This is a genomic window from Gracilibacillus xinjiangensis, assembly GCF_042651765.1.
Taxonomy (GTDB): domain Bacteria; phylum Bacillota; class Bacilli; order Bacillales; family Amphibacillaceae; genus Gracilibacillus; species Gracilibacillus xinjiangensis.
In genome coordinates this window covers 1,092,700-1,117,830 of record NZ_JBHSDT010000004.1, presented here as the reverse complement: position 1 = coordinate 1,117,830, position 25,131 = coordinate 1,092,700, and the positions used below count along the sequence as shown (strand labels likewise).

Sequence of the window (25,131 nt, the reverse complement as noted above, 5' to 3'; positions counted from 1 at the left end):
TCGACTGTTACTCTCATGATCGAGCAACTCCAAGTGTAATCGTATAAAGTCCTTCATCTTCCTTCACATCATTCAGGTAATATAATTTTTCATTTACCATTAAGTCTTGTCCAGGAAATGGAGTGAAATTCAGTTTGCTTTTTTCAACATGAAAAAGGAGCTCGCTATTTGCAAGCCCTTCTCCACTACTCGATAATTGCATTTTCGTTAATGTGTCACTATCCATAACAACTTTCACCATGTTTCCTTCTATATCTACTTCTACAGCAAACTCATCCGTATTAATGAATGTATCATAGTCAGATTGGAAGAAATCCCGAAGCTTTACCATTATTCTTCAACCTCAGTCATTCCAAGAATCTCTTCCGCTTTTCCTTGGTCAATAATAGCCCGGATTAAATCAACACTCTTAATTTGACCTTTAAATTCGACACCCACCTGGTTAGCAAGAGATTTTAAATCATTGTATTCAATGTCATCTAACTCTTCCGCTAACCTTTTCAAATCTTCTTCATTTCTTTCTGAAATATTATTTGTTTCCCCTTCATCAGGAGAAGCATTTCCCTGTTTGTTTCCAACAAAAAAAGCAGCACCTAATCTTACTAGTCGTTCTGCTTGTTTCTTTTCAATATTTTCAATTGATTGACCAGCTTCATACGTTCTGCCATTGTGTGTTACTCTCTCATACAATTCCAGCAACATCAGCACCTCCTATAAAACTGTAGCTACAAACCAGCTATCTACTTCATGTGGTACGGGTAGAGGCCGACTGTTAACTTGTAAAATGCGGGCCGGAGGATCTTTTTTAATCCATGAATCTGGGACTCTTGCCCCTTCATATGTTATGAAGTTTGTAGTTTGAGCGCTAGTTAATGTAACAGACCCGTATAGCATAGAGGAACGAGCACTAGATGAACCCAGCATTAATGTACCCTCTGGCACCATTGGCTTTTCTTCCTGTGATTCCTCATCAAAATACCATTCATCGTAACTATAAATATCTACTCCTAATTCAGATAAGGAACCAATATAAGTTACTCCGTTTGGCAACTGTTGAGGGTTGATTTGTCCTAAAATAATACGTCGGTTGTCCAGTTTTTCTTTAACTTTCTCGTGACTAATAAAAGCCTCTACTACATCAGACGCCATAATGATTCGGTCAGGATTCACCCCTGACTTTTTAATAACTTCTAAACGCCACTTCTTTAAATTTTTAATTGGATTACTATTTGAATCAGACCATGCGTCAGCTCCAGACAAAATGTCTTTATTGGTGAAATCAAAGTCTAGTGTGGCTTTAATATCTTTCCCTACAACATCCACTTTCCCAGTGAATAATATTTGAGCAACCATCCATTCTTCTCGTCTGGTAATGGCCTCATCTAAATCCGATAAATCTTTCGCAAGAATTTCTGCTGCTCGTTCATCTGGGCTCTTTGCTGCATAGAAATTTTCACCTATTGATCGTTTGTTAATATCGTCTCCAGTAATGATTCGTTGTGGTTTGACCATTGCAGGTTTGAATGATTTGGTAGTGAATCCATCTCGATCCATCACCTTACCTGCCCCTCTACTAGACACAAAAGGAGCCATTTTTCGTCGTCCTTTATAATAATCTACATCCACATGCTCACTGGTAAATGTATTAACATCTCCGAAAAAAGTGTCTTTCAAAAAGGTACGAACTGGCATCATCATTTCAATCGCTTCTAACATTACTCGTGTGTCATAAATGTTCACGGCCATCATTTACTCCCCCTAAATTCCTTGATTATTTTTTAGAAATATTCCGATCTCGCGTAACTTAGCCCTGTGACTATCCGCTGTATCTTCTCCACCAAAGGAGAGTGCTGCTTCATTGAATTCTCCCGTTAAATACGCAACTGCTGGTATAGATGCTTCTGTTGCATTTACATCATCTGCTAAAATCCCATAAGGAGTAGTTCCTTCTACAGCTCCGGAATTTACCGCTACAACTTCACCTGATACTTTAGCGATTACGGTACCCCGCTTTAAATTTTCACCAGACTTTACAGTAACTGCTTCTCTCACTATTTGTGCATCACCAGCAAATAGATTATCATATTCAAATGTTCCTAATGTTGGCATTATTTAACACCTCCTCGTTTTTTATTGATAAAGTTAGCGATACTTGATGCCGTATCTTCTCGCTCTTTTTCATCATTCGAATTATTTTCAGGTGTTGCAGTTCCATAAACATCATTTAACTCCGCTGCTTCATTTTTCACTTGATTAAATATATTTTGCCCTTTTTCTTTTTGAGCCTTGATAATGTCTATAGCAACATTTTCAGCAGTTGCCTTTGTTTCAAATTTTGCTTTATTAACTAATTCCTCACTACCTGGTATGTCTAACTCTTCAATAGCTTTAATACGGCTATTTTCAGCTTTAACGCCCTCTTCATGGCCTTCCGCCTTCACTTGTTTATAAAGTTCAGGATAGTCATTCTTTAACTTTTCTATATCCATAGGCTCTACATCCTCCTGCTCATTTTTAACTTGATTAGTAAACTCTTGTTTCTCTAATATTTCATTACGCAACTTATCAATGACTGATTGTGGTAGCATCTGATTCGTTTCATCACTGGCAACGAACTGCATATCATTTTCAAACATGACTTCATCAATAAAACCTTTTTCTTTTGCTTGTTGAGGCGTAAGCCATGTCTCATCATCCATCATGTCTAATAATTCTTGCTCTTCCATTCCTGTTTTTATGCGATAAGCACTTGATATGGTTTGATTTACATTTTTTAATACTTTAGCTTCATGATCCATATCTCGATAATCACCAATTGCAATCGAAGCTGCATTGTGTATCATCATTTGGGCTGTGGGAGCCATAATCACTTTTTTACCTGCCATAGCTATGACGGATGCAGCACTTGCTGCAATACCTAATACTTTAACAGTTACATTACCTGGGTAAGATTTTAGCGCAGTGTATATTTCAGATCCTTCAAATACATATCCACCGCCACTATTGATTTCCACTTCGATATCTTCATTGTTACTAGCTGTTGCAAGCTCTCGATTAACCTTTTTTGGGCTTGTAGCCTCCATATCTAACCAGTCATAAATCCATTGCTGATTACTTGAAATAATGGGACCTCTAATGCTTATCTTCTTCAATTCTTCCACCCCCTTTCAGTTAATTTCCTCTTCGTTCTTGTTGATCCGTTTGATCAGGATCCTCTTCCACATAAGATTCATCGGTTGAAGCAAGACCATCTCTTCTTCTCATTCTTTCCTCGACAACACGCAAAGTATGGTTTCTAAAAAAATCACCGTTACCAAACTCTATGGTTTCTCGTGTTCTCGTACTAAAGCCTTCTTCTACTCGTCTAGCTGCCGCATTGACCTCTTTTAGTGGATCCAATTGCCCTTGGGATGGTCCGTTCCATTCCGATTGGGCATACGCCTTTTTTGCTAAGGGATCTTCAAAGAAACCTGGGGCATTTATACGACCTTTAGCAACCGCCTCCGCTAACCATTCTTCATATATAGGCTGGCAAAAATCATTCGACATCCATGTTCGCCTCATCTTAAACATTTTCCACGCTTCCAGCAATGCTGCTCGACTAGCTGAATAAGATGAAGTAAAGTGCTTCAACAATAATTCATATAGTACCTCAATAGCTGAACCAATTTGTCGGCAGATAGATGTAACAAATCCATCAAACGCTTGATTGGGTCTCCCGGGATTTGCCTCTTTCACATCTTCCCCCTCACCTAATTGAACCATTGCTCCATTACCTAGTTCATAGGAATTTTCATCATAAGGATCCACTTGTTCCTCTCCATCATACAATTCTGGAAGCTGCCCATCGCTTTTATCATCGTTAGTTGTAATGAATACTGTGTACATTCCGCTAACAACGGCAGCCATTAGCTCCGCTTCTGAATATCGGCTTAATTGTTTTAAGGATTCAATAACTGGGGCAAGAATCGGCACACCTCTTCTTTGTTCTGGTCGTTCCGATTCCATGAGATGGATAACGTTATGCCTTCCTGTTTTTGCACCGAATTTTCTCACTCTTTTCCACTCGTTTTTAGAATAAGAAATACTGTTTGGGTGATTTTGAGCAATATGATACGCGACTACTTCCCCACGTTTATTAATCTCCACCCCGTTTAGGATTTTGTGGTCTTTATCCATAAATGGTGAATTTCTTGGATTGCAGACTCGATCCGATTCCACTATCTGAACACGCAAATCATATGGCATATTTGGTCGCTCTATATACGGTAATAGAGTAAATGAGTCTCCAGACATTAACCAAGATAAAAATGCTAATTGCTGAAGCTCATAAAAATTATTCATTCGCTGGGCATCACAATGTAAAGATTCTGCCCATAAATTAAATTCTCGCTCTGTCCTTGTCTCCCAGTTATCCGCCTCTTCTTGAGTCATCCCTAAATATTCATAATCAATTTGCGAATTTAACTTTAGGCCACTGCCAATTACATTGGTTCTAATAGTTTTTAAGGCGCCAGTTGCAAGTGGAGCGCCCATATACAAATCACGCGATCGCTCTCGGAGTTTCGGTATGTTATATTCCACATCTTCAATGACAGAACCCTGTCTAGTAAGCCAGCCCATTAGGCTTTTCTTCTTTGAGCTTGCGCCGTGGCTCCCGTAACCAGCACCATGACCTATTAAGTTCATTTTTTGTTTAGCGTGCATTCTTTTTAAACCACGTTCAGGCGATACCCATGCAATCGTACGGTCTATCCAATTCAATTTCTATCACCTCCTTAATCACACTCACTGTGACCATTTCTTATTTTCCTTTTGAAATCTTTTATTGGTAGGTTAAGTAACCTTTCTAACCCATCATTAAATTCTTTTAAACGTTTCATTTCTTTTCTCTTTTGAAAATTAAAGTAAATATCTATGGCAAACACTATTAACCAAAAGAAAAGAAATATGAATCCTATAATAGTCCATTGATCAAAATATAAAACAACTAACTGTTCATCCAATTAATCCACCTCATTTTTACCAATCCCTTGGAATAGCTCGATAAACTTTCCTTGAACCTTTACCCCTTAGTCTTGATATTTGGCTTTTCCAATAGCTGATTTGCTTCCGAATTTCGCTTAGATTTGCTCTTGTCAATTGTCTGCTACCAATACTATAAGATTGGCCAGTTGATACCGCTAATTCTGCATCTAACCATGCTTCCAAGTGTTTTTCTGCTCTTTCTAACGTAATCATTCTTCATCACTCCAATAAAAATAGCACCCTTATGGATGCTTATTTGACGCCTTTTGATAATACACGTCTTCTTTTTTTTCGTTTTGTTGGTGATTTTGTCTTATCAATTGTGTAATCTTTTTCTAAATTAGGATTTAAAATTTCTATTGCTGCCGTGTTATACACACGCAAATCTAACGGCTCATTTCGATCCCTAACCTTTTTCCAAATACGATAGGGTACACCCTGTCGATATTTCGTTTCTATTCTTTCAGCAGTCAGCCCATCAAAATATTGTTGGTTGTAACCTCGATCTGTAGGGAAGTGGCAAAAATTCGGACCTTCTTCCTCCACTTGGAGATTAGACATTACTTTCGCTTTTCCATCTGAAACACCAACAGTTACCAATAATGCTTTACTAGGTTTCACCCTTGAATAACCGCTTATTAATGGTACATACTCTCCGTTGTTCTCGCCTTTACCCTTAATGGCATATATCCTTCTCGCTTCCCTTTGCTTTGTAAAGCGATAGACTTCCTGAGTATAGTGACCGCCCGAATCCATACATACGCAAGCTATTCCATAATGAGCCCCATCTGCCTTTTCCCATGTTCGACTTAAATACTCATCCAGATCATTCCAAATCTGAGGTTGATTTAAATTGCCATGGATAACATGATATTCTATTCCCCACGACTCCTTACCATCACCCCATCCAACTACTTCTATTTCAAATCGATCATCTTGGGTATCTACTGCTGCAGTTAGAATTTTAACGTTATTAGGAACTGGGGCTGGATATCTTTCTAGCCTTTCATGTAAGTATTCACTATCCAACTGCTCGCCATCTTCTTCCCACGTTTCCCCTAAAGAAGTGTTGGTCCATACCTTCATTGCTTGGTTACCTTTTTTCTTCGCTTCAAGAAAATCGATAACAATTTCCTTCCACTTACGCCATGGACTAACGAATTCATTTAAATGGAATCCTCTAAACATACCATTTGGATTACTCGCAACCCATTTTCCCTTACCTGATTTCCATGCATATTCATCATGCAGGAATCCGCAACATTCACATCTGTGTTTCACATCTTTCAAATCATCTTTATTAAATATGATCTTTCCCCATTGCAAAGGTTGATATTCTCCACATGCTGGGCATGGTAAGTGCCAAAATTCTTTCGTACTTGATTCGAATTCAGCTTCTATCCTGCTTGCGCCTTTAATAGTTGGTGTGGACACAATTATTTTTTTTCGATTATAGAAGTTATTTGTTCGTTTTTCCGCAAGTGAGAGTGGATCACCTTCTGTACCGGCACTAACCGGGAAGCGATCTACTTCATCCGCTAACAGGATCCTTATTGGTCTAGATGCTAAACCAGATGGTGCATTGGCTCCAACTAATGCAACATAACCACCAGGAAATGATTTTTGTAATGTCGTATTGCTGCCATCTCTTGTCTTTTCATCACCTAATTTTTTTCGTAAAACAGGAGTATCACGGATCATAGGTGCTAAACGCTCTTTAGAAAAATTTTTAGCTAATAATTCGGTTGGCTGCATTAGCAACATGGGTGCTGGGTCGAAATCCATATGATAACCCACTGTATTTAATATCAATTCCGTTTTTCCTACTTGTGCTGAGGCCATGACCACAATTTTCTCTAATTCAGGATCCAATACGGCATCTAATATTTCACGCTGATAAGGTGCTCTATCGGTGCGCCATTGTCCTGGCTCGGCAGATGATTCACTAGAAAGTTTACGATAAGCATCCGCCCATTCTGAAACGGTTAGATCTGGAGGAGGAGATAAGATATCTTTTGCTAAATCTCGAAAAAGAGAAAAGGTATCACTTTTCCGTTTGGCTACCATCGTCAAGAAACTCCTCATCCTTAACCTTATCTAACTCTTCCAATTCATCCTCTTCTAGATACATTTTATCTTTACTTTTCTCATAGAAAACATTTGGATCATAATCAGATAACTCCTGCAGCGCTTCAAATACCGCATCCTTTAGCACTTGTTTAATAACAGGTATTTCATCTTTATCTAATAACTGTGGTGCAATTTTGGATGGTAAACCTAACAATCTAGCTCGAAATGATCCAAGCATATCGTTCATAACCAGTCGTACATCATTGGATCGATGCAATTCACCACGCATAATTTGTAATTCTAATTCCGTTTTCATTCGCTTTGCCCTTGTCCAAAGAGCTTCTTCTTCCGATTTATCTAGTTCATCCTCTGATTTTTCACGTTCAAACATATATTCTAAATAAGCTTGAATGGATGAAGGTAAATCATATTTCCCTCTAGCTGCCCGGATTAAGGCGTCCTCCTTGGCAAGTTGCTGTATTCTTCGGGGGCTTAATCCTAAGATTTCGCATAATTCGGATGTTGTTACTAAATACTCTTTTTTAACAGAACCCTTGTCGCTCATAGATTAAACACCCCTTTCAAAATTATTTCCCAAGATTTTATTAGCGAAAGCGAAATAGACTTTTCAGCGAAAAAACTAGAGCATTTCTGGGCTCGCAAGCACCCGTAGGGATTTCATATCCCTGGGAGGACCCAAGCGTTATAAACCCTTATGTATCAAGGGGTTTAGTGACCAAAAAGAAAGAAGCACAACACAATTTATGTGCTATGCTTCCCAAAGAGGAATTATGGCTTTTCTTCCTTACTACCATAATAACTGATTTATTTACTAATGAACTGCCGTAATTCTGCCATAATTCTGCCTAGTTACTGCCATTTTTATTAATTACCCATATCTTATATTGTGTGTAATCAAAGATAAGCTGAAAGCATTGACATTAGTGATACACACTAAGTTATAACTGTCGGTTACACGATAGTTTATTATGAATAACTAATAAAGAAAGTCAAACTTTGAATTGATAATAATAGGAATAAAATGTATAATTATTATTGTGAGGTAGGAAATTTGTAGGAAATTTCTAAAAAGGGGAGTGATCTTTATGTTGAAATCAGCTTTATGTAATCAAAACTCCAATAATTGTAGTAACGAAGTACCGCAATTGTAGGAACAACTAACCGATTTATATATGAGACGTAGATTTATTTAGGTAAATTGATTTACCAGTCACTGGGTAAATCTCCAATTTTTCTAAACTAGTTTCTCCTTTAAAAACTACCTCACAAAAAATAAGAGGTTTGCACTGTCCAATTTTTCTATCCTAAAAGTAGCAGCTGGGTAATGCTGTACGCAAATGTAGTTTTGCCCAGTATATTAACTACTAATTTAGGAGGAAGTTATTTATGAAAAATTGGGATTATACAGTGACAAACATCTTAATGGAGTACGCTATTTATGGATTAGGTATCTATGGACCCTATGTTTTTACGGCATTACATGATGTAATTGCCAATTTGGATCCAGGACTATTCGGGATAGTATGCTCAATGTTAATTGCCTTCATTTTAATTCTACTGAAAAACTTCAAATAGTTTTAGTGAAGGCAGAGCAAGAAAGGGGCCTGCGCAACCTCTTTCTTGCTAATTCATATTCTAAATTTACTCATTGCTCTATCAATTCCATCTTGATTTATCCCAATATACCTTAGTGTTATATCAGGAGTAGAATGATTAAATATTTCCTGCAGCATTGCCACATCTTTTGTTTGCTGGTAGAAATGATAGCCAAAAGTCTTTCTTAAAGTATGAGTGCCAATCTCATCTAAACTTACATACTCAGCAGCTTCACGTAATATCTTATATGCCATACTTCTCCCAATCGGTTTATTAACTCCTTCTCTACTTTTAAAAAGGAATTCATGATCTTCTTTACCTTGTATATAATCCTTCAGTTCTCTTTTCAGGGATGGAGGCATGTTGATGCGTTTATGCTTTTTTGTTTTCTTTTCTCTTAAACTGAAATAAGGTTTCTTTGCATCCACTATCCTTAATGTGAGAATATCAGATATCCTTAAACCACTATTAATTCCCACCACAAATAACATGTAATTTCTAACATTCTTTTCTCTTAAATATTTCTTGATTTCTCGGATAATTTCTGGATCCCGAATCGGTTGAACAAAATTCAAACTGCCTCACCTCCCTCATTCTCACTATCCTTTTTATACACCTCTACACCCATGATAAAGGCCAGTGTGTAAATAGCCCTGGACTTCACTCGATAATATTTCCTCTCGCTAAAACCTAATTCATTATAAACTTCATACTCATAAATATTATCTGATAAATAGCTTTTTATAATTACAGACCTTTCCTGAAGAGGTAATTTATTTATACATCTTTGCACCCACGATATAAACTTTTCACGTTTCCTCTCCTGATCAATCTTTTTAATTGCCATTTCCTCTGTCGTTGAATGAAATTGATTGTTGTACGTTGGAGGCGTAATAGTAAAAGTACTCGTTATTTTGGGTTCAATATCGATCGGTGCTGCCAGTAAATATAATTGGTACTGGTTTAACTTTTCTTCTACCATTGCTTTAGTTGCAGCTCTATCAATTTCATTCAACATAAATTCCATTTGTTTTCCCATATACAACACCCCTTATAAATATTCATCCCTTTTGTCGGAACGCTCCACCTTTTTTTCTTGTATAAATTGGTCTATGGATACCCATCAATTCTTTTAATTCTCGTTCGGAAAATCCTCTGTTTGCTTTTTGCCATTCCTTTCTTTTTATACGTGTTTTTTTAACCTTCACTTTGTTCTTCTCTGCCCATTTATTCAATTGCTCCTGGAACTGACCTGACATACATTCCCTCCTTATCGGTTGCAAAAATATTTAAATTCCAGTACAAAAGTTGCATTTAATGCTTCACAACCTAGATCTTGCGTTAATAATCATTGGCTTTCGATGGATCACTTGATGAGGTTTCGTTGTGTTTAGAGGGACAACCCATGTTCTATTCGCTTTTTTATGATTTTGCTTATTTTCTCCATACTTAGCAGCTATGCCATTAGCAATTTCAAAAATAGTTTGGAATGTCGATCTCAGGCATTCCCCCACTTCACGAAAAAGCTTACTTATAGATTTAATTGCCGCAAAAACTTCCTCGTCAGAATACCCTGATACGCTTGAAACATCTTTAGATAATTCAGTTAATTTTTTATCATCCAAATCAATCGCTCCTTTTATCAAATTAAAAACGGACACAAACAAGAAGCGCCCTTTGCTCTTGTTCATGTCCGTCCGTTCTTCGGTAAGGACTATATTTTTTTAAATTACTTTTTGACCATTTATCCTAATTCTCTCACTTCTATCTACATCGAGGACTTGTCCATTTTTCCAAACTATCACATCTTGGCCATGACTCTTTGGGTTTACCTTTGTAACCTCTCCATTCTTTACAACATACAGAGCATCTTCTTCTAAATTTATAGCTGCAGTATTACTATCTTGTATTCTAGTTTTCATTTCGCAAACCCCCATGATATAATTGTCTTAGGATATTGAGTTGGAAGCTTGCTTCTAGCTCTTTTTTATTTCCCCTCCGGATCTCTGGCCATTACAATCGGTAATTTACTCTTCTGGTGTTCCAACAATTTATCTGTTGCCTCAAACCAAGAACAATCGTGATAATCTTGGATTGCTCGTACATAGCTACTCCATCTTAGCTGTACATTTCTAAAAGCTTTTGATTTTAAGCTATGGATACAATCAAGTGGATGAATGATATCTTCTGGAATTATAATTTTAATTACTTGTTGGTTTTCTTCCAGATCATCGGGGAGAAAGTCGAATAAATCCATCTGCTCCCAATGAAAAGTTTTCTTTGAATTATCTCTTGCTGCAATATCTTTTTCTTGAATTTTTTCCACTTCTTCAACCACTTCGAATCTATCACGTTGGTATGCACCAGTATGTGACTCTTCGCTATTAAATTTTGAAACATAAAATGCATCAGGACCATGAGGAAAGACAAAATATTGCATTCCTTCTTGGAGAACAGTACTGTTAGTTGCGTCTTTACAAATAGCTCTCATAACGTTACCTCAATAACCTCTATTCTGTCTGTCATGGTTGATTCTGTTTTTTTCTAAGTATGCTTGTTCGATCTGATTTGCGGTGAATCCTAGTAAACTACCTAAACCAATAAAATATTCTACGGATTCAAACCAATCATACTCATCAAATTCTTCTTCACTTATTCAACGGAATATATTTCTAAAGTTTGCAGTTAATCCCTCGGTAATACATATTGATTGTTTGATATTTAAATCCCAACCATTTTCTAACTCTTGTCCAATACTTAAGAGAAAATGAAGACAGTCAACGTATTCTTCTAGTAATAGATTTCCCTCTATGCGACCTGTCTCATTACAAACTGTGCATTTCCTAACATGTCTAGCATTAACAATATCTATTCTATCTCCACCACATCGATAGCATTCTTTGAAATTCCTCGGTTCTTGATCTTTACTCCAAAACTTAAAACCTCTCCACTTATTCGCTAATTCCCCTAACTCTACTTGAAGTGCGAGAATCTTTTTATCCAGCAAATCATGGTCTTGTAATCCTTTTTCCTCGGTAATGTGTTGGTCTAGTCCTGCTTGTATCTCAAAGAGCTTTTCCCAGTTCATTCATTTCCCTCCATTCCTTTACTAATTACCATTCATTCCGTTCTCGAATTACTTGCAATTGACCCGTATTCAAACTAACTTCAACAGGCTTAGAACCTTTCCTAAAAGTGTCATAATCAAACATGTTTAATTTACTTATGAACGTGTAAAAGTTTTCTAAATCACCCAAACCTGGTGCTTTATAGTCGCTTCTAATCACTAATAAAGCATCTTCTAACACATCTGTTTCACCGTTCTCATCAATGCTTGCCACATCAATACCATCAGCAATATATTTCCCTGGTCTCTCCATAGACTCAAACGCTGTCGCCTTAATATCCTCTATTTCAAAATACTCCAGCCAACCATGAGGAAAATTACCAACTTTCTTAAACTTAACTGTTCCTTCCTCTGAATCTACCAGTAGTCCGTTTTCTGCAAAATGAACAACATATCTTTTACCCTCTATCCAACTATTATTATCATCTGCTGTTTCAACATCTCACTTGGCAATTATGGTATATGGACTCATACTCTCTCCCCCCTTGATAAATTGTTTCGCAAATTTCAACTGCTGCTCGATATATGGATCGTCCTCATTTCCGCCACTAGTCAACCAATCTCCGATTCGTTGATTAATGTCTTGTATAACTATGATTGGTAGCTTATGCGCAATCTTAGATATTTCTGCTAATGGCCCTGACATTATTACACCTCGCAAATCATTAATGAACCAGGAATAAGGACGATAAATCCTTATTCCTATTTAGTTTTTTACTCACTTAACATTGTGACTGGGCTAAATCCTAACTTCTCACGATTATCATTAATACGCTTCAAACCCTCTTGGCAGTATTCATCGTTTAATTCAAATCCAATCCAATTCCTTTTCGTATTGTCACAAGCAACTGCTGTGGTAAATGAACCCATGCAGTTATCTAATATGACATCACCTCTGTTGGTGTAAGATTTAATTAAGTATTCAAAAAGCATTAACGGCTTTTGTGTTGGATGAAAAGTTTTACTATCTCTCGAAAAATCAATTATAGATTTAGGATAATTTGTATGAGTAGTGGTATATTCTTTCATCAGACTCTTATCCCCATCCTTATAAATCCCACCTACTTTTTTGCGTTGATTCTTTCTGATTTTTAATAATGGTAACAACCCTTGTGGGTGATAAGTTGGTAATTTTTTATAGAAAACACAGATGTTTTCGTGATTTTTCAGAGGCATTCTTTTTGCATTCTGAAAACCAGTCACATGTTTTCCTTTTTTCCATATCCATTCATAACGAAACCAGCTCATATTGCTTGCTATTAGCTTAGTAGTGAATGGTTGGCTTGCCGTTAGTACAATTGCTCCATTATCCTTTATAACCCTCTTATACTGTTCCCAGAGAAGATCAAATGGGATAATTTCATCCCAACTACAATGGGTTGTACCATAAGGTAAATCGCACAGGATCATATCGATTGATTTAGCAGGAATGGACTTCATTCCTGCTAAACAATCCATGTTGTAAATCGTGTTCTGCTTCACTTTCATTTCTTTTCCCCTCTCATCGTGCTATAATAATATTTGAGGGGAACACAAGTTCTCTCGACTTTTTGAGACCTGACAATCAGGTCTCAATTTCTCCCATCACTTCCCACTATCTGTCCTAAGCAACATTGTTGATCAATATATCCACTGCACTTAGATAATCCAAAGGAATCCCATTCTGCGATTTTAATAGTCCAACAGAGTAATATAGAAAATCATCATAAGGGATTGATTTTCTCCCTCCCCTGTCTGCGTGCACCACGTAATGGTGTATAAAATCGAACGGAACTAAAAATTGTTCAGAAGGCCCAGCAAATTCGATTATAAAGAAACAAATTGCTCCAGCCTTTTGCGCATGATACATGTACTCGATTTGGTGCTTGTGAATGTTTTTCAAAGGGAAGCGTGGGTCTTTCGTACTCTTCGCTTCGAAGTAGAGAGCATTCCCTTTGTATACTCCATCAAAATCCACTGTGGACTTTTCTTCAAAAAAACCATTTATAATTCTAGTTCCTTTTGATTTCGTAACTTTAACGGGAGTCGGTCGCTTGTTTATAACAGCAATCCCTTTCTGCAGGTATATCTCATTCGCATAATTGATCAGATTTTCTAATGCCGCCCCTCTTTTTCCGGTGTAGGTTGCCATTCCACAATTCCTCCTCGCTTGATTTTTTCTTGAATGTACGTGTACTCCAATGTGTACAAACTACAATTTTCGATATTGCGTCCATCTGCAGTATGTGTAACTTTCATTTTTGACAGCCCATAAAGCAAGTGGCTTTTGCGCTCGTTCACATGTACACTTTTCTTTCCATTGTTTATACTATCCAAAATGCCGCCCCTCCTCCTATGGCAACAGTAACCAATAAAATCCCTACCAATATCCAACTCAACCCTAGTAACCGTCTTAAATATTCGTTTTCCAGTTCTAATCGATTTACTTCAGCTTTTTGATTCACGATTTACACCTCCAGGCAAACTCTCTTGTTAATTTTCCTTCTATGGCTTGATGGAATAATGCAATGAATATCTCATCAGGGTCCCTTTTTAATGCCTCTCCAATTTGTTCCGGCTCATATCCTTCATTGAATAATTCTGTAACGATTTCCAACTAATCAACGGTATACGCACGATCCATTTCTTCAAGTACATAAACAATAGATTGTCTTCCCTTTATTGCCTTCACTCGGTTTCTGATGATTTTTGTTAGATTCATTGCTAATCAACCGACCTTTTATTATGCATGTCTCTTCCAGTTCTTTGGTTTAGACTTAATACCCTGTTTTTTCATACGCTCAAGACGCTTACGAAAATATTCTTTGTCCTTCTCGTTCATCGGTCTAGTGACAACTGGCCCTGGTCTTCGAGAATTGCTCATTTACCCCACACCTTTCTTTGGCATCAGTTATTTTGTGCTGCTAAATAATCCTGAAGCATCTTATCAGCTTCTGCTGCTTTTTTGGCTTTATCATTCTGATCTTCTTGATTTTTCCCATGATTTCGATCTGTTCTTTGTTTTTCATACCAATCAGGAACAATATCTTGTTTTGTTGATCTATACGGCTGTCCTCTAGGTGGATGTTGTGGTTGTCTATTGAAATTAGACTGGTTCTTTTTAATAAAATTATTTAACGGGTCAGCTTCATCTAAAAATTTACGAATGTCTTTATCTCGCATTAAGTCAGCTAATGGATATTTATGAGTAAACCAGTGATTGTCACTCTTTAAAACAAAGTCATAATTATCAATGGCTTTTTTCAATTCATCTAGGCTATAATCTTTCAACCTAGCATTAATTGCTGTTTTAATTGAATTTGTTAATTTACGATGATGAATTATGTTTTTTGAAATATAGTGATCGAATAGATCACGAACGGTATTATTCTTTTTATCTTTTTCTTTATCTATATCTAATTCTTTATCTATATCTAATTCTTTATCTATATCTAATTCTTTATCTATATCTAATTCTTTATCTATATCTAATTCTTTATCTATATCTGTTCCGTCATGTGACGTCACGCTAACATCACTACTTGTTTTATCTTCTAACAGACCTTGTTTTTTTCGCTCTCTGTATCTTTTATTTCTTTCTGCATTAAGCTTTCTTACCCTTTCCATTCCTTCGATATTTTGATGTTTATCCCAATTTGAAATTGATATAAAATGATCTTCATCAATTTCAATCATCCCAAATTGCTGAAAAGTACTTAAAGCTAATCTAACTGTATTTAAAGGTCTGTCAAAAACTGTTGCTAGCATTTCATCAGTGTAAGGAATATTTTCGGAAAGAAAGATATAACCGTTGGCATTGACCTTACCAGCTTGTGAGAGCAATTTTACCCAAATAATTAAAATGGTGTCTGCATCAGGCATTTTCTCTATAAGTTTAATTTTCTCGTCTTCAAACATCTGGGTACTCAACTTTATCCACTTTATATTTCCCAAGTTGACCCCTCCCTTTTTATCAATTCACTTGCCTATACCGATTGGCTAATAACCCTTTAGCGATATGAATACCTTTATCTAACTGATTACTACCAAGAAGATATTCAGGTATGGTGAGCTTGTCCAAGTTAAATCTAGCTTTATACAGCTCCATTTGTGCTTTTAAATTAGTTTGATTACTAAGATTAAAAGACTGGACAAAATCTTTATAACCTTGCTTATAACTGAGATTATTTTCAACGGTATATCTTCTGATCATTTTATTTAGGCGAGTCTTATTTTCTTCACCTTTTATTTCATCTTCATTCTGTGATCCGATAATGTCTTGATCTAACCAATTCTCCAAAAAATCTGCTTGAGGTGATTCGCTCATGTGACACAAAATCCGCAATCCCTCTGCGTCCACAAGGGCAATTTTTTGCTTTTTACTTCCCTCTACAATAAAACCGATATCCTTACGTTCCGTTTCTAATTGTTTTAGTGCATTAGGAACATGTCGGAGATCAAGGATGTTGCAAATGTCTTGCGCTACAAACCATAAACGATTTCGCTTCACTTCCACGTGTATTACCTGGTCGTTGAATTGTTTTTTTATTTGCAATAGACTAGCCTCCCATAACTTCCATGTATAATGACACTCGCCCGTGCATACCATATATAAATGAAACTATCAATGCTACAACTGCTAGCCAATGGCCGTGCTCTTTGAATAAATTCAAATTTCCACCTACCTTTAAAAAATGTGGTATAATAAAATTCAAATAATAAATTCTGAGACGAGGAACTTGTGACGTTCCTTTTCTCCCAAGATCTCTTTGCCAATCTAGTTGCATTCTTTCAAACCATCAGCTGCAACCAGATGTGATTCAACGGCTATGAGGTCTTTTTTTAATTGCTCATACACCGTTATTTCATAGATCATGTTCACCGTCCTTCCTTTAGTTGAAACTGATGCGTTATGTATAGTCGCATCTTAGCGATCACAAATCGTTGGTAGGGGGATTAAAGGCTTGGATTTGTGATCACTAAGACAGGACTATTTAAAACAAGTCTCTGTCTATTTTTCTGTAAGTATGATAAAATTCAGTTAAATTAATAAATTGCAGGAGATAAGTATTGGTTTCGCCGCCTTACTTATCTTTTTTTTCTTTTCCAACAATTTCTTTTGCATGACCTTCAAATTTTTCAATGTCCTCTCTAAAAGCAGAAATCCCTCTAACTATTGCCCGCCGTACACCTTCAGGTAGGTCTTGCCACTCATATGCACCCGATGCGAACCACTCTTCTTCTTTCAAATACCTTTTGTAATCGTCAACTTTCTGTTTCCAGTCAATTGCAGTCCAATTTGACATAATCACCTCAGCTTTAAATGCTTGTAATACAGGAAAAGTAAAAGAACAGGACACTTACAATAAATAAACTGCCATAGTAAACATTTAAAAACTTCTTCTTCAACTTGACCACCTCCCTATTGGAGAAGTGACTTGCTAATCAATACTTAATTTTTATGCAGCTAATAAGGAAAGGTTTGTAATAAGCATGGTCACCCCTGGAATACTCGTTACTGCAGTACTTACTAAATCAGCACTCATCATAAAATTAATTAACATATCCTGGCCATGTGTTGTCTGTACCCATCTGAACAGATCCACCGCTTTAATTTGGGTCTCGCCATTCTCAATTCTACTTATTGCCTGTCGACTCATCCCCATTAACTTTGCCATTTGTTCTTGCTTAATATCCTTCAAACGTCGCATCTTTCTCATAAGAAAAGCTAATTCCATATTCATTGTTTCTACCCTCCTTCCTTGCCCGAATAATGGGCATTTTGCTCGAAGGGCGTACGTTGTCTATTTTTCTATTATTCTAGTTGGTATAATTATCTTGCGCCCTACCAAGACTACGACTAAGGCTGTAAAACTCTTATTTGGCCGTATTCTTGGTTTTCAGTTTCTTTTTCAAGTTGGTCATTGATGTAGACTTGGGGTTCAGAACGTTTTTCTACCCATTGGTCAACTAAATCTTTTCGAAACATCCATTTCCTGCGCCCTGGAAAACGTAATACTGGCAAATGCTCTTGATGTACGTACTTGCGAAGCGTGTCCGGATGAACTCCGATATATTCAGCAGTTTCTTTCGTTGTCATATGTTGAGTTTTCATTTAGATTACTCCTTTCAATTGTTCATCTTTCAAACGATTGATAATACGCATTTGACCTTTAGTAGTAACTTTAGTTGTTCTAGTTAACTTCGAGCCATCTGGAGTCTGAATATTTCTTTGCAGTACTTCGAAATAGCCTGTATCAATTGCTCTTTGAGTTGGTTGTGTATCGCTCTTTTGGATATAACCCCACTCACGGAGCTTTCTATATAATCGGTTTTGACCTATTTGAATACCTTGGTTGCAAGCTAGTTTCGCAACATCTTTAACGAGTACAGAATCTTGTGATGCTAAACATGAGTCAGCGAAAGCGACTTTGGGTTTTTGTAGTTGGATAACCTTTTCTGCTTGTTGTTTTTCTGATTCAGCGATTCGACGTTTTTCTTGTTCTTTTTTTAAGTTGGTAGCTAATTTAATTATGGTATCTGGATTTAGTAATGTTTCTTCTATCTTCTCTATCGTCATATATGCGCCATGCTTTCTAATGGAAGGAATTACTTCTGATGTAATCCATTTGCGGAATTTCTTAGCCTCTTTTTTACGGCTGTCCAAAATGACATCATATAGGCCATCTTCATTCACGAATGTTGCGTTTTGTGTTCTGCCTAAGGAATCTTTGATGGGGTAAGTTGAACTTACGTCATCATCGAGCCTGTCTTTAACCATTCGTGAGTTACTAAGACCTAGAATTTTTACCAGATCATTTAACAAAAATTGGGGTTCTCCATTTTGTTCGATAATCGTTAACTTTTGATCTTCAAACATTTTTGTTAGTTGATTCATTTACATACCTCCTGCCTTTCATCGTAATCGCAATTCGCGATGTTATTATCAAAAAAAAGTTCATCAATTGTGATGTTATATAAGTTACGTAATATCACTAGATGTTTAACTTGCGGGAGACGTTTACCTGTTTCGATTTCTGAATAGGTACTTGGAGTTACGCCAAGTTTTTTAGCGACAAACATTGATTTTAAACCATTTTCTTCTCTTAGACTTCTTAGTTTAGTATGAATTTCCTTGGTGTATGTCATGATCTATATCACCTCTTTAAAATCGCATTTTGTGATTTATTGATATAAATATACCATCGCATTTTGCGATTGTCAACACAAAAATACCTCATTTTGCGAATTAATATATAAAAAATCATGAAATGCGATATAATCGCTTTAGAGAAGGGTTGGTGTATATGGAGGAATTTACACTTTCTAAAAGGCTTAAAAATTTAAGAGAGAGAAAAGGAATGTTACAAAAACAAGTAGCAGATAAATTAGGGATAAAAGCTAACACTTTGTCTGGTTATGAAAACGGTACTAGAAGTCCTGATCCGAAATTACTCAACGATTTAGCAGATTTTTATAATGTCACTGTTGATTACTTATTGGGAAGAACTGATAATCCTGAAGGAAAGAAAAAAGATGATAATATCAACAGAGCATTCCACGAATTTGATAACATTACAGATAAAGAGAAAGAGTATTTAGAAGAGCAACTTAGACTGTTTCGCAAATTAAATGAAGAAGATTAATTGAGAAGCCAAATTTGGCTCTTTTTTATAAATTTAATACGAACATACATTCTAAAAAAGGGGAGTCTAATATGTTTATTGGTTACAAAAAAACAGATTTGGAAATTTGGTTAGAACAGTTCTATTTAGCCAATAATCTTTTAACACCAGGCGATTTAACAATAGATAACATATCAAAAAAATTGAATATAAGTATTCAATACATGCCTGGTGCCAAAGAAAATGTCTTATGGAATGAAAAAAATGTAATGATCTTCTTAAATCCAGAAAAACCAAAGATTGAAATGCGAGAATTATTTTTTCATGAATTATGTCATCCTTTAAGACATCATGGAGATCAAGTGGAATCTGTTAGTAGTTTTCGTTATCTTCAAGAGAATCAAGCAAATCAATTCGTACTTTATGCAGCTATGCCTTTCTATATGATAGAACAATTAGAGTTACCGCAAGATAAATTAAGAATGACTCGTCTTCTATCATCTACTTTTAATGTTACTGAACTACTTGCTAAAAAACGAGTGGAGCAAATCAATCGAAGAATTCTTCAAACAAACATAGACAATGAATTTATCAGACAACAAAATAACTATCAAAAAAGTAACGATCCAAGTAATTGGTCAAAAGAAACGAAGACAATTATGACACAACTATATAGCCAAATAGAAAGGGTGCAATCATGAATAATATCACATTATATTACGATTATGTAGATAATCAAAAATCTCCTATTTGGTTAGTTGTGGACAATTTTAACTGGACAAGCAGTGTTATATATATATCTATCAATCATTTTAATACTGAAGTTATAACTAATTTCCTAAGCAACGAACTAAGTACAACCGTATTGCTTAGTGATTTAGTCATAAATGAAAAATACCCGGATAAGATTGGGATTAAATTATATGGAATCGAACAAAGAATAAACCAGATTGGAATGATGAGAAAGGATATTAGAAAACTAGTTATCAGAACTGTTGATTTGAAGGAAATAATTTATATAAATAGGAAAAAAGTAGCAAAGTTTTCATAGATTGATGGTGTCTTTAATGGTAAAATTAAATATATATTCATGATTAAATTTTCTTATATTATTAAGGGGTGAGGGAAAATTGGGATTAAAATTCAGGAAAAGTTTTAAAGTAGCTCCAGGAGTAAGAATGAATATTGGTAAGAGAGGTGTTAGTACCTCTATTGGCGGAAAAGGAGGCAGAGTTAATTTTAGTTCACGAGGCGTATCGGTTGGAACTTCAATTCCTGGCACAGGTATTTCCTATAATAAAAGGATTGTGGGATCTAGAAACAAACGTCCACAGAGAACAAATTATGAACGCATTAAGCAACAACAAGAGCGTGAAATTGCAAAAGCTAATCAATTGCAACAAGATAAATATGAAGTTGATAAGTTCGAATCACATATTGAGATGCTAACCTCGGTCCATGAAGAAGTTAGTGATACGATAAATTGGGAAGAAGTAGCAGAGTTGCCGAGACCATTTTCGGAAAATGAGGATGGCCCTAATGTTATGGAAATAAAGGATACCTTATCGAACTATAAACCTAGTTGGAGAGATAAACTTTTCAATCGTAAGGAAGCAAAGATCAAGCATTGGGAAAGTCAAATACCTAATGCTGAACAAAACGATATTGCCTTGATTAAAAAATGGGAAGACACTCGTGATATAGCAGATAGAATGATATTAAAAAACTTCACAGCGATGGAAGACGCTATAGAACAGATATATCCATTTGAAGATATCATTGATTTAGGAAGCACGATCACCTATGAATTTGATCCCAACGGAGATAGAGTATCCGTAAGATTAAATGTAGAAAATAAAAATGCAATCCCTGAACAAAATTTATCGTTAACTAAAACAGGTAAACTATCCAGAAGAGCAATGCCGAAAGGTAAGTATTTTCAGTTATATCAAGACTATGTGTGTAGTTGTGTATTGAGGATTGCAAGAGAATTCTTCGCCATAACTCCCGTGGATCAAGTGAAAATTAATGTGTATGATGAAGCAACAGCAGACGATAATACAGATTTCGGATGCATTTTATCAGCAAATATCTATCGAAACCAAATAAAGAATATGGAATTTAATAACATTGATTGTTCAGACACGATAGAACTATTTGAGCATAATATGAAGTTTTTAAAAACTAAAGGCTTTAAATTTATTGAGGAGGTTTAACATTGCAAGTTTTCTTAACTATATTATTTATTATTATTATTATATCATTGATAGTAAGTTTTCCTGTCGCCGCTCTTGCTTTAATTATCGGAATTGGAATTGCGGTATGGGGGAATAAAGAAAGGAAAATTAATAAAGAAATTTCTGCTCAATCTAAGAAACCAGCCATCATTATATTATTAGGTGTATTTATTATAATCGGGGGCTTTTCCTTACAGGGAGCCATTACAGATGACGTGGCCTCTGAATCGTCAGAAGACAATAATAGCGTTGCACCAAAAGAAGATAATGAAGAAAGTGCGATTGAAGCAACAAATGAAGACACAGAGAATGCTGCTAAAAATGATACAGCCGAAAATTCTGAAGAAACACTAGATACACATAGCGAAAATAAAAGTACTTCTGAAAGTGATAACGAGGAATTAATAACTACAACTGTAACTAGAGTGGTAGATGGTGATACGCTTGAAGTCAATTACAACGGTACTACGGAAGACGTACGTTTATTATTAGTAGATACACCTGAAACCGTTCATCCAAATAAACCAGTTGAACCATTTGGGCCTGAAGCATCGCAATTTGTTAAAGATACTGTTCAAGGGAAAGAAGTTCAACTTAAACTTGGTATCGAAGAAAGAGATAAATATGACCGCTTATTAGCTTATGTATATATTGGAGATACAACTTTACAAGAAATGCTATTAGAAGAAGGTTTAGCAGCAACTGCATATTTATATAACGATTTAACCATGTTAGAAGAATTCCATGCAGCACAACAGACAGCAATTGATGCTGGCATTGGGGTTTGGTCCATTCCAGGATATGCGACTGTCGATCAAGAAAATGGATTCCAATATGAAGAACCAGAACCTGAACCTGCTCCAGAACCAGAGCCGGTACCAGAGCCAGAACCTCAACCAGAACCAGAAGTAACAACCCCTAGTAGCAACTTAAAGTATGACCCAGCCGGACCGGATCGTGATTGTGGTGATTTTAGCACTCAATCTGAAGCTCAAGCATTTATGGAAGCATCGGGCGCATCAGATCCACATAGATTAGACGGAAACGATAATGATGGGTTAGCATGTGAAAGTTTACCTTAAAATTAAATGATTAAAAGCGTACCCTTGAGTGCGCTTTTTTCATAGGGAGGTTTCAATATGGCGAAAGGACATATGAGAGATAGAGGCAATGGCAAGTGGCAACTGGAAGTTGATTTGGGATCATATGTGGATCCGAAGACGGAGAAGAAGAAACGGCATAAGAAGTATCGTACTATACAAGCAAAAGGGATAAGAGAAGCACAAAAAGCTTTAACTAAGTTTGTTGCCGAAGTAACAGATAACGAATATTATGAGCCGGAGAAAATGAATTTTGTGGATTTTATCAATAATGAATGGTTGCCCAAGTGTGGTCGGAAGAGATTAGCCAGCACCACACTAGAAAATTATGTATTGTATTTAGAAACACGTATTCTGCCTGCCTTTCAATTTTTGCGCATGGATCAAATTAAACCAAAACACATTATTGATTTCATTCACAATTTGGAAGATGAAGGCATGAGACGAGATAAATATAAGGATGAAAAAAGACAAGAGGAAAATAAAAAGAAAAAATTATCGAGCAGCACTATCTTTTATCATTATCGAATTTTAAATAATGTATTTAACTTCGCTCAAGAAATGCAATTAATTAAGGATAATCCAGTAAAGCAAGTCAAAAAACCGAAGGTAGAACATAAACAATTAGAAGTTTATGAGATCAATGAAGTGATCCACTTATTAGAATGTTTAGAAAAAGAAATAAAAGTACCTCATTGGCAGATAATTGTGAAGTTGGCTATAACCACTGGTATGAGACGATCAGAATTATTCGGGTTAGAGTTTAAACATTTCGATCACGAAAAGAAATTGGTCCATATTAGACAAGCTTTAACTTATACTAAGGTGGATGGATACCAGATATACGACATAAAGAAAGGTAGTCAGTCGGCTAAGCAACGTGATGTAGTTATATCTGAAGCGTTATTGGCCGAAGTTAAGAAACTAGAATTGCATCGCAAAAAAGAGAGACTTGCCGCACAAGAATTATGGAGAGATGGAAAACATAATTTTATACTTGCTGACATGAACGGTAAACCATTTAATCCGGAATCATTAAAGAATTGGTGGGAACGGTTTATTAAACGGCATGGTCTAAAATATATAAAAATTCACGCACTAAGGCACACGTCGGCAACTTTATTAATCAATGAAGGCGTACATGCTAAAATTATTGCAGAACGATTAGGACATGCTAATATAAAAACGACTATGAATATCTATGCTCATGCTCTTAGACAGGCCGACGAAATTGCTTCTCAAAAATTAGATGATGCCCTAAATAGAAAGAACAAAAACGGTTAAAATTGATTATGTATGAAGAATTGGTCGGCTAAATGTCGGCATTACTTCTATTTATAAGAAAATAGCGATTCTCGAAATAAATCAAGAATCGCTATGTATAAAGGGTTGAAGCTAATGATTCCGACTGGTCTCGAACCAGCGACCTCCACCCTGTCAAGGTGGCGCTCTCCCAGCTGAGCTACAGAATCGCAAAATTATTTGATTGTTCCTATAAATATAGATAAAAATTCAATATCTGTCAATCTCTAATATGACAATAACATTTCAGTTGTCATATTAGAAGAAATTTATCCTTCAACATCCATATATTTACCCGCCATAATCTATTGGAAATAATTACTCCCCCCACTCCATCTAGTATTCTCCCGATTGGAAAAATCAACCTACTGAAAGATTATGTTACAAATGCTAGTCTTAATTTTAGATAATAAAAAAACACAGGAGGTAACAACAATATGTCCAAGATACTTCGCATATCCGTTCTTACTATAATCACAACAATTGCCTTTTTACTAATGCCTGCCATTTCCAATGCTTATACGGTAAAAAGCGGGGATTCCATGTGGAAAATTGCTCAGCAAAACAGTGTATCAGTTTTGAGTCTCCAAAACGCTAATAACCGATCCAACTCGATCATTTACCCTGGTGAAAATTTACTTATTCCTGAAGCTATCTCAGCTTCTGATAAACAGCTAATGGCAAAGCTTGTCCATGCAGAAGCTAAAGGTGAACCATATGCAGGGAAAGTTGCAGTGGCTACTGTTATCCTTAACCGTGTGGATCATAAGGATTTTCCTGATTCTGTTGCTGGAGTTATATATGAAACATATAACAATGGCTTATTTTATGCATTTAGTCCAGTGAAGGATGGTGCCATTAATCAGCCTGCTGATGCGGAGTCAATAAGCGCAGTTAATGAAGCTATCGCATTTCGTGGACAAGGTCAAGGTTCCATTTTCTTCTATAATCCAGAAACAGCTGTGAATAAATGGATTTCCAGCCGCCAAATAACGATTAAAATTGGAAATCATGTCTTTGCAAAATAAATAATTAGAAAAAAGCCT

At 36.1% G+C, this 25,131-nt stretch carries 39 protein-coding genes, 1 tRNA gene and 1 pseudogene; 8 read left to right on the top strand and 33 right to left on the bottom strand.

Annotation, left to right across the window (positions count from 1 at the left end):
* Positions 1 to 13 precede the first annotated feature (13 nt).
* The 10 genes from ACFOY7_RS09515 to ACFOY7_RS09470 are packed head-to-tail and all read right to left on the bottom strand — an operon-like array spanning position 14 to position 7,663.
* Positions 14 to 331: a hypothetical protein gene (locus ACFOY7_RS09515; protein WP_390251731.1), complete on the bottom strand. Its 318-nt coding sequence runs from the start codon at positions 329 to 331 to the stop codon at positions 14 to 16.
* A complete protein-coding gene (locus ACFOY7_RS09510) occupies positions 331 to 699 on the bottom strand; it encodes a DUF7210 family protein (RefSeq protein WP_390251729.1) in 369 nt (122 codons plus the stop codon). The genes ACFOY7_RS09515 and ACFOY7_RS09510 overlap by 1 nt, the downstream gene beginning before the upstream one ends.
* A 12-nt stretch (positions 700 to 711) precedes the next feature.
* Positions 712 to 1,746, bottom strand: coding sequence for a major capsid protein (locus ACFOY7_RS09505; protein WP_390251727.1), 1,035 nt, complete (start codon positions 1,744 to 1,746; stop codon positions 712 to 714).
* Positions 1,747 to 1,758: 12 nt separating this feature from the next.
* A complete protein-coding gene (locus ACFOY7_RS09500) occupies positions 1,759 to 2,109 on the bottom strand; it encodes a head decoration protein (RefSeq protein ID WP_390251725.1) in 351 nt (116 codons plus the stop codon).
* A complete protein-coding gene (locus tag ACFOY7_RS09495; RefSeq protein WP_390251723.1) occupies positions 2,109 to 3,152 on the bottom strand; it encodes a head maturation protease, ClpP-related in 1,044 nt (347 codons plus the stop codon). The genes ACFOY7_RS09500 and ACFOY7_RS09495 overlap by 1 nt, the downstream gene beginning before the upstream one ends.
* A 19-nt stretch (positions 3,153 to 3,171) precedes the next feature.
* On the bottom strand, positions 3,172 to 4,764 hold the full coding sequence (locus ACFOY7_RS09490) for a phage portal protein (protein WP_390251721.1): 1,593 nt from the start codon (positions 4,762 to 4,764) through the stop codon (positions 3,172 to 3,174).
* 14 nt (positions 4,765 to 4,778) lie between these two features.
* Entirely contained in the window at positions 4,779 to 5,006 is a 228-nt protein-coding gene (locus ACFOY7_RS09485) for a hypothetical protein (RefSeq protein WP_390251719.1), read from the bottom strand.
* Positions 5,007 to 5,022: 16 nt separating this feature from the next.
* A complete protein-coding gene (locus ACFOY7_RS09480) occupies positions 5,023 to 5,241 on the bottom strand; it encodes a DUF6148 family protein (protein ID WP_390251716.1) in 219 nt (72 codons plus the stop codon).
* Between the two features lie 39 nt (positions 5,242 to 5,280).
* Positions 5,281 to 7,095 carry a phage terminase large subunit family protein gene (locus ACFOY7_RS09475; protein ID WP_390251715.1) on the bottom strand — a complete coding sequence of 605 codons (1,815 nt, stop codon included), beginning with the start codon at positions 7,093 to 7,095 and terminating at the stop codon, positions 5,281 to 5,283.
* On the bottom strand, positions 7,073 to 7,663 hold the full coding sequence (locus ACFOY7_RS09470) for a hypothetical protein (protein WP_390251713.1): 591 nt from the start codon (positions 7,661 to 7,663) through the stop codon (positions 7,073 to 7,075). Before ACFOY7_RS09470 ends, ACFOY7_RS09475 begins: the two co-directional genes overlap by 23 nt.
* An 842-nt stretch (positions 7,664 to 8,505) precedes the next feature.
* Here ACFOY7_RS09470 and ACFOY7_RS09465 point away from each other — a divergent pair.
* Positions 8,506 to 8,694: a hypothetical protein gene (locus ACFOY7_RS09465; RefSeq protein WP_390251711.1), complete on the top strand. Its 189-nt coding sequence runs from the start codon at positions 8,506 to 8,508 to the stop codon at positions 8,692 to 8,694.
* Positions 8,695 to 8,747: 53 nt separating this feature from the next.
* Here ACFOY7_RS09465 and ACFOY7_RS09460 read toward each other — a convergent pair whose 3' ends face one another.
* The 22 genes and pseudogenes from ACFOY7_RS09460 to ACFOY7_RS09355 all read right to left on the bottom strand — a co-directional run bounded on the left by ACFOY7_RS09460 (position 8,748) and on the right by ACFOY7_RS09355 (position 18,970).
* Positions 8,748 to 9,290, bottom strand: a complete 543-nt coding sequence (locus ACFOY7_RS09460; RefSeq protein WP_390251709.1) for a site-specific integrase — start codon at positions 9,288 to 9,290, stop codon at positions 8,748 to 8,750.
* Positions 9,287 to 9,754 carry an ArpU family phage packaging/lysis transcriptional regulator gene (locus ACFOY7_RS09455; protein WP_390251707.1) on the bottom strand — a complete coding sequence of 156 codons (468 nt, stop codon included), beginning with the start codon at positions 9,752 to 9,754 and terminating at the stop codon, positions 9,287 to 9,289. Before ACFOY7_RS09455 ends, ACFOY7_RS09460 begins: the two co-directional genes overlap by 4 nt.
* Positions 9,755 to 9,776: 22 nt before the next feature.
* A complete protein-coding gene (locus tag ACFOY7_RS09450) occupies positions 9,777 to 9,974 on the bottom strand; it encodes a hypothetical protein (RefSeq protein ID WP_390251705.1) in 198 nt (65 codons plus the stop codon).
* 63 nt (positions 9,975 to 10,037) lie between these two features.
* Complete coding sequence (locus ACFOY7_RS09445) at positions 10,038 to 10,340, bottom strand: hypothetical protein (protein ID WP_390251703.1); 303 nt, start codon at positions 10,338 to 10,340, stop codon at positions 10,038 to 10,040.
* Between the two features lie 99 nt (positions 10,341 to 10,439).
* Entirely contained in the window at positions 10,440 to 10,637 is a 198-nt protein-coding gene (locus ACFOY7_RS09440; RefSeq protein ID WP_390251701.1) for a DUF3954 domain-containing protein, read from the bottom strand.
* Positions 10,638 to 10,702: 65 nt separating this feature from the next.
* Positions 10,703 to 11,206 (bottom strand): hypothetical protein, encoded by a 504-nt coding sequence (locus ACFOY7_RS09435; RefSeq protein WP_390251699.1) that lies wholly within the window; start codon positions 11,204 to 11,206, stop codon positions 10,703 to 10,705.
* 9 nt (positions 11,207 to 11,215) lie between these two features.
* A pseudogene (locus tag ACFOY7_RS09430) lies at positions 11,216 to 11,803 on the bottom strand (dUTP diphosphatase).
* A 25-nt stretch (positions 11,804 to 11,828) separates the two neighbouring features.
* Positions 11,829 to 12,095 carry a hypothetical protein gene (locus ACFOY7_RS09425; RefSeq protein ID WP_390251697.1) on the bottom strand — a complete coding sequence of 89 codons (267 nt, stop codon included), beginning with the start codon at positions 12,093 to 12,095 and terminating at the stop codon, positions 11,829 to 11,831.
* Positions 12,096 to 12,284: 189 nt separating this feature from the next.
* Entirely contained in the window at positions 12,285 to 12,488 is a 204-nt protein-coding gene (locus ACFOY7_RS09420; protein WP_390251695.1) for a DUF6877 family protein, read from the bottom strand.
* A 68-nt stretch (positions 12,489 to 12,556) separates the two neighbouring features.
* Entirely contained in the window at positions 12,557 to 13,330 is a 774-nt protein-coding gene (locus ACFOY7_RS09415; protein WP_390251693.1) for a DNA-methyltransferase, read from the bottom strand.
* 115 nt (positions 13,331 to 13,445) lie between these two features.
* Positions 13,446 to 13,973 carry a Holliday junction resolvase RecU gene (locus tag ACFOY7_RS09410; RefSeq protein WP_390251691.1) on the bottom strand — a complete coding sequence of 176 codons (528 nt, stop codon included), beginning with the start codon at positions 13,971 to 13,973 and terminating at the stop codon, positions 13,446 to 13,448.
* Positions 13,937 to 14,158, bottom strand: coding sequence for a hypothetical protein (locus ACFOY7_RS09405; RefSeq protein ID WP_390251689.1), 222 nt, complete (start codon positions 14,156 to 14,158; stop codon positions 13,937 to 13,939). The genes ACFOY7_RS09410 and ACFOY7_RS09405 overlap by 37 nt, the downstream gene beginning before the upstream one ends.
* Complete coding sequence (locus ACFOY7_RS09400; RefSeq protein ID WP_390251687.1) at positions 14,146 to 14,286, bottom strand: hypothetical protein; 141 nt, start codon at positions 14,284 to 14,286, stop codon at positions 14,146 to 14,148. The genes ACFOY7_RS09405 and ACFOY7_RS09400 overlap by 13 nt, the downstream gene beginning before the upstream one ends.
* Positions 14,283 to 14,438, bottom strand: a complete 156-nt coding sequence (locus ACFOY7_RS09395) for a hypothetical protein (protein ID WP_390251685.1) — start codon at positions 14,436 to 14,438, stop codon at positions 14,283 to 14,285. The genes ACFOY7_RS09400 and ACFOY7_RS09395 overlap by 4 nt, the downstream gene beginning before the upstream one ends.
* Positions 14,439 to 14,564: 126 nt before the next feature.
* Complete coding sequence (locus tag ACFOY7_RS09390) at positions 14,565 to 14,705, bottom strand: hypothetical protein (RefSeq protein WP_390251683.1); 141 nt, start codon at positions 14,703 to 14,705, stop codon at positions 14,565 to 14,567.
* Between the two features lie 23 nt (positions 14,706 to 14,728).
* Positions 14,729 to 15,775, bottom strand: coding sequence for a phage replisome organizer N-terminal domain-containing protein (locus ACFOY7_RS09385; protein ID WP_390251681.1), 1,047 nt, complete (start codon positions 15,773 to 15,775; stop codon positions 14,729 to 14,731).
* A 19-nt stretch (positions 15,776 to 15,794) separates the two neighbouring features.
* Positions 15,795 to 16,376, bottom strand: coding sequence for a BRO family protein (locus ACFOY7_RS09380; RefSeq protein ID WP_390251679.1), 582 nt, complete (start codon positions 16,374 to 16,376; stop codon positions 15,795 to 15,797).
* A 529-nt stretch (positions 16,377 to 16,905) separates the two neighbouring features.
* Positions 16,906 to 17,127: a hypothetical protein gene (locus tag ACFOY7_RS09375; RefSeq protein WP_390251677.1), complete on the bottom strand. Its 222-nt coding sequence runs from the start codon at positions 17,125 to 17,127 to the stop codon at positions 16,906 to 16,908.
* A 153-nt stretch (positions 17,128 to 17,280) separates the two neighbouring features.
* A complete protein-coding gene (locus ACFOY7_RS09370) occupies positions 17,281 to 17,565 on the bottom strand; it encodes a helix-turn-helix transcriptional regulator (protein WP_390251675.1) in 285 nt (94 codons plus the stop codon).
* 116 nt (positions 17,566 to 17,681) lie between these two features.
* Positions 17,682 to 17,936, bottom strand: a complete 255-nt coding sequence (locus ACFOY7_RS09365; protein WP_390251673.1) for a helix-turn-helix domain-containing protein — start codon at positions 17,934 to 17,936, stop codon at positions 17,682 to 17,684.
* A complete protein-coding gene (locus tag ACFOY7_RS09360; protein ID WP_390251670.1) occupies positions 17,937 to 18,719 on the bottom strand; it encodes a phage antirepressor in 783 nt (260 codons plus the stop codon).
* Complete coding sequence (locus tag ACFOY7_RS09355; RefSeq protein WP_390251668.1) at positions 18,716 to 18,970, bottom strand: helix-turn-helix transcriptional regulator; 255 nt, start codon at positions 18,968 to 18,970, stop codon at positions 18,716 to 18,718. Before ACFOY7_RS09355 ends, ACFOY7_RS09360 begins: the two co-directional genes overlap by 4 nt.
* A gap of 158 nt (positions 18,971 to 19,128) precedes the next feature.
* On the opposite strand from ACFOY7_RS09355, the gene ACFOY7_RS09350 reads away from it, so the two are divergent.
* The 6 genes from ACFOY7_RS09350 to ACFOY7_RS09325 all read left to right on the top strand — a co-directional run bounded on the left by ACFOY7_RS09350 (position 19,129) and on the right by ACFOY7_RS09325 (position 24,067).
* Positions 19,129 to 19,467, top strand: coding sequence for a helix-turn-helix domain-containing protein (locus tag ACFOY7_RS09350; protein ID WP_390251666.1), 339 nt, complete (start codon positions 19,129 to 19,131; stop codon positions 19,465 to 19,467).
* A 71-nt stretch (positions 19,468 to 19,538) separates the two neighbouring features.
* Positions 19,539 to 20,147: an ImmA/IrrE family metallo-endopeptidase gene (locus tag ACFOY7_RS09345; RefSeq protein WP_390251663.1), complete on the top strand. Its 609-nt coding sequence runs from the start codon at positions 19,539 to 19,541 to the stop codon at positions 20,145 to 20,147.
* Positions 20,144 to 20,497 carry a hypothetical protein gene (locus tag ACFOY7_RS09340; protein WP_390251661.1) on the top strand — a complete coding sequence of 118 codons (354 nt, stop codon included), beginning with the start codon at positions 20,144 to 20,146 and terminating at the stop codon, positions 20,495 to 20,497. Before ACFOY7_RS09345 ends, ACFOY7_RS09340 begins: the two co-directional genes overlap by 4 nt.
* A gap of 79 nt (positions 20,498 to 20,576) precedes the next feature.
* The gene (locus ACFOY7_RS09335) at positions 20,577 to 21,662 is read left to right on the top strand and encodes a DUF4236 domain-containing protein (RefSeq protein ID WP_390251659.1); all 1,086 of its coding nucleotides are present in this window, start codon (positions 20,577 to 20,579) and stop codon (positions 21,660 to 21,662) included.
* Between the two features lie 2 nt (positions 21,663 to 21,664).
* Complete coding sequence (locus ACFOY7_RS09330) at positions 21,665 to 22,765, top strand: thermonuclease family protein (protein ID WP_390251657.1); 1,101 nt, start codon at positions 21,665 to 21,667, stop codon at positions 22,763 to 22,765.
* 57 nt (positions 22,766 to 22,822) lie between these two features.
* Complete coding sequence (locus ACFOY7_RS09325) at positions 22,823 to 24,067, top strand: site-specific integrase (protein ID WP_390251655.1); 1,245 nt, start codon at positions 22,823 to 22,825, stop codon at positions 24,065 to 24,067.
* A gap of 115 nt (positions 24,068 to 24,182) precedes the next feature.
* Here ACFOY7_RS09325 and ACFOY7_RS09320 read toward each other — a convergent pair.
* A tRNA-Val gene (locus tag ACFOY7_RS09320) sits at positions 24,183 to 24,255 on the bottom strand.
* 267 nt (positions 24,256 to 24,522) lie between these two features.
* On the opposite strand from ACFOY7_RS09320, the gene ACFOY7_RS09315 reads away from it, so the two are divergent.
* Positions 24,523 to 25,113 carry a cell wall hydrolase gene (locus tag ACFOY7_RS09315; RefSeq protein ID WP_390251653.1) on the top strand — a complete coding sequence of 197 codons (591 nt, stop codon included), beginning with the start codon at positions 24,523 to 24,525 and terminating at the stop codon, positions 25,111 to 25,113.
* Positions 25,114 to 25,131 lie beyond the last annotated feature (18 nt).

Bases quoted from the DNA above. Each gene is read 5' to 3' on its own strand.
- ACFOY7_RS09515 (WP_390251731.1), bottom strand. From the start codon at position 331: ATGGTAAAGCTTCGGGATTTCTTCCAATCTGACTATGATACATTCATT.
- ACFOY7_RS09505 (WP_390251727.1), bottom strand. From the start codon at position 1,746: ATGGCCGTGAACATTTATGACACACGAGTAATGTTAGAAGCGATTGAA.
- ACFOY7_RS09500 (WP_390251725.1), bottom strand. From the start codon at position 2,109: ATGCCAACATTAGGAACATTTGAATATGATAATCTATTTGCTGGTGAT.
- ACFOY7_RS09480 (WP_390251716.1), bottom strand. From the start codon at position 5,241: ATGATTACGTTAGAAAGAGCAGAAAAACACTTGGAAGCATGGTTAGAT.
- ACFOY7_RS09475 (WP_390251715.1), bottom strand. From the start codon at position 7,095: ATGGTAGCCAAACGGAAAAGTGATACCTTTTCTCTTTTTCGAGATTTA.
- ACFOY7_RS09470 (WP_390251713.1), bottom strand. From the start codon at position 7,663: ATGAGCGACAAGGGTTCTGTTAAAAAAGAGTATTTAGTAACAACATCC.
- ACFOY7_RS09465 (WP_390251711.1), top strand. From the start codon at position 8,506: ATGAAAAATTGGGATTATACAGTGACAAACATCTTAATGGAGTACGCT.
- ACFOY7_RS09455 (WP_390251707.1), bottom strand. From the start codon at position 9,754: ATGGGAAAACAAATGGAATTTATGTTGAATGAAATTGATAGAGCTGCA.
- ACFOY7_RS09450 (WP_390251705.1), bottom strand. From the start codon at position 9,974: ATGTCAGGTCAGTTCCAGGAGCAATTGAATAAATGGGCAGAGAAGAAC.
- ACFOY7_RS09440 (WP_390251701.1), bottom strand. From the start codon at position 10,637: ATGAAAACTAGAATACAAGATAGTAATACTGCAGCTATAAATTTAGAA.
- ACFOY7_RS09435 (WP_390251699.1), bottom strand. From the start codon at position 11,206: ATGAGAGCTATTTGTAAAGACGCAACTAACAGTACTGTTCTCCAAGAA.
- ACFOY7_RS09425 (WP_390251697.1), bottom strand. From the start codon at position 12,095: ATGGAGAGACCAGGGAAATATATTGCTGATGGTATTGATGTGGCAAGC.
- ACFOY7_RS09420 (WP_390251695.1), bottom strand. From the start codon at position 12,488: ATGTCAGGGCCATTAGCAGAAATATCTAAGATTGCGCATAAGCTACCA.
- ACFOY7_RS09415 (WP_390251693.1), bottom strand. From the start codon at position 13,330: ATGAAAGTGAAGCAGAACACGATTTACAACATGGATTGTTTAGCAGGA.
- ACFOY7_RS09410 (WP_390251691.1), bottom strand. From the start codon at position 13,973: ATGGCAACCTACACCGGAAAAAGAGGGGCGGCATTAGAAAATCTGATC.
- ACFOY7_RS09390 (WP_390251683.1), bottom strand. From the start codon at position 14,705: ATGAGCAATTCTCGAAGACCAGGGCCAGTTGTCACTAGACCGATGAAC.
- ACFOY7_RS09375 (WP_390251677.1), bottom strand. From the start codon at position 17,127: ATGTCAAATTGGACTGCAATTGACTGGAAACAGAAAGTTGACGATTAC.
- ACFOY7_RS09370 (WP_390251675.1), bottom strand. From the start codon at position 17,565: ATGAATATGGAATTAGCTTTTCTTATGAGAAAGATGCGACGTTTGAAG.
- ACFOY7_RS09365 (WP_390251673.1), bottom strand. From the start codon at position 17,936: ATGAAAACTCAACATATGACAACGAAAGAAACTGCTGAATATATCGGA.
- ACFOY7_RS09360 (WP_390251670.1), bottom strand. From the start codon at position 18,719: ATGAATCAACTAACAAAAATGTTTGAAGATCAAAAGTTAACGATTATC.
- ACFOY7_RS09355 (WP_390251668.1), bottom strand. From the start codon at position 18,970: ATGACATACACCAAGGAAATTCATACTAAACTAAGAAGTCTAAGAGAA.
- ACFOY7_RS09350 (WP_390251666.1), top strand. From the start codon at position 19,129: ATGGAGGAATTTACACTTTCTAAAAGGCTTAAAAATTTAAGAGAGAGA.
- ACFOY7_RS09345 (WP_390251663.1), top strand. From the start codon at position 19,539: ATGTTTATTGGTTACAAAAAAACAGATTTGGAAATTTGGTTAGAACAG.
- ACFOY7_RS09340 (WP_390251661.1), top strand. From the start codon at position 20,144: ATGAATAATATCACATTATATTACGATTATGTAGATAATCAAAAATCT.
- ACFOY7_RS09325 (WP_390251655.1), top strand. From the start codon at position 22,823: ATGGCGAAAGGACATATGAGAGATAGAGGCAATGGCAAGTGGCAACTG.
- ACFOY7_RS09315 (WP_390251653.1), top strand. From the start codon at position 24,523: ATGTCCAAGATACTTCGCATATCCGTTCTTACTATAATCACAACAATT.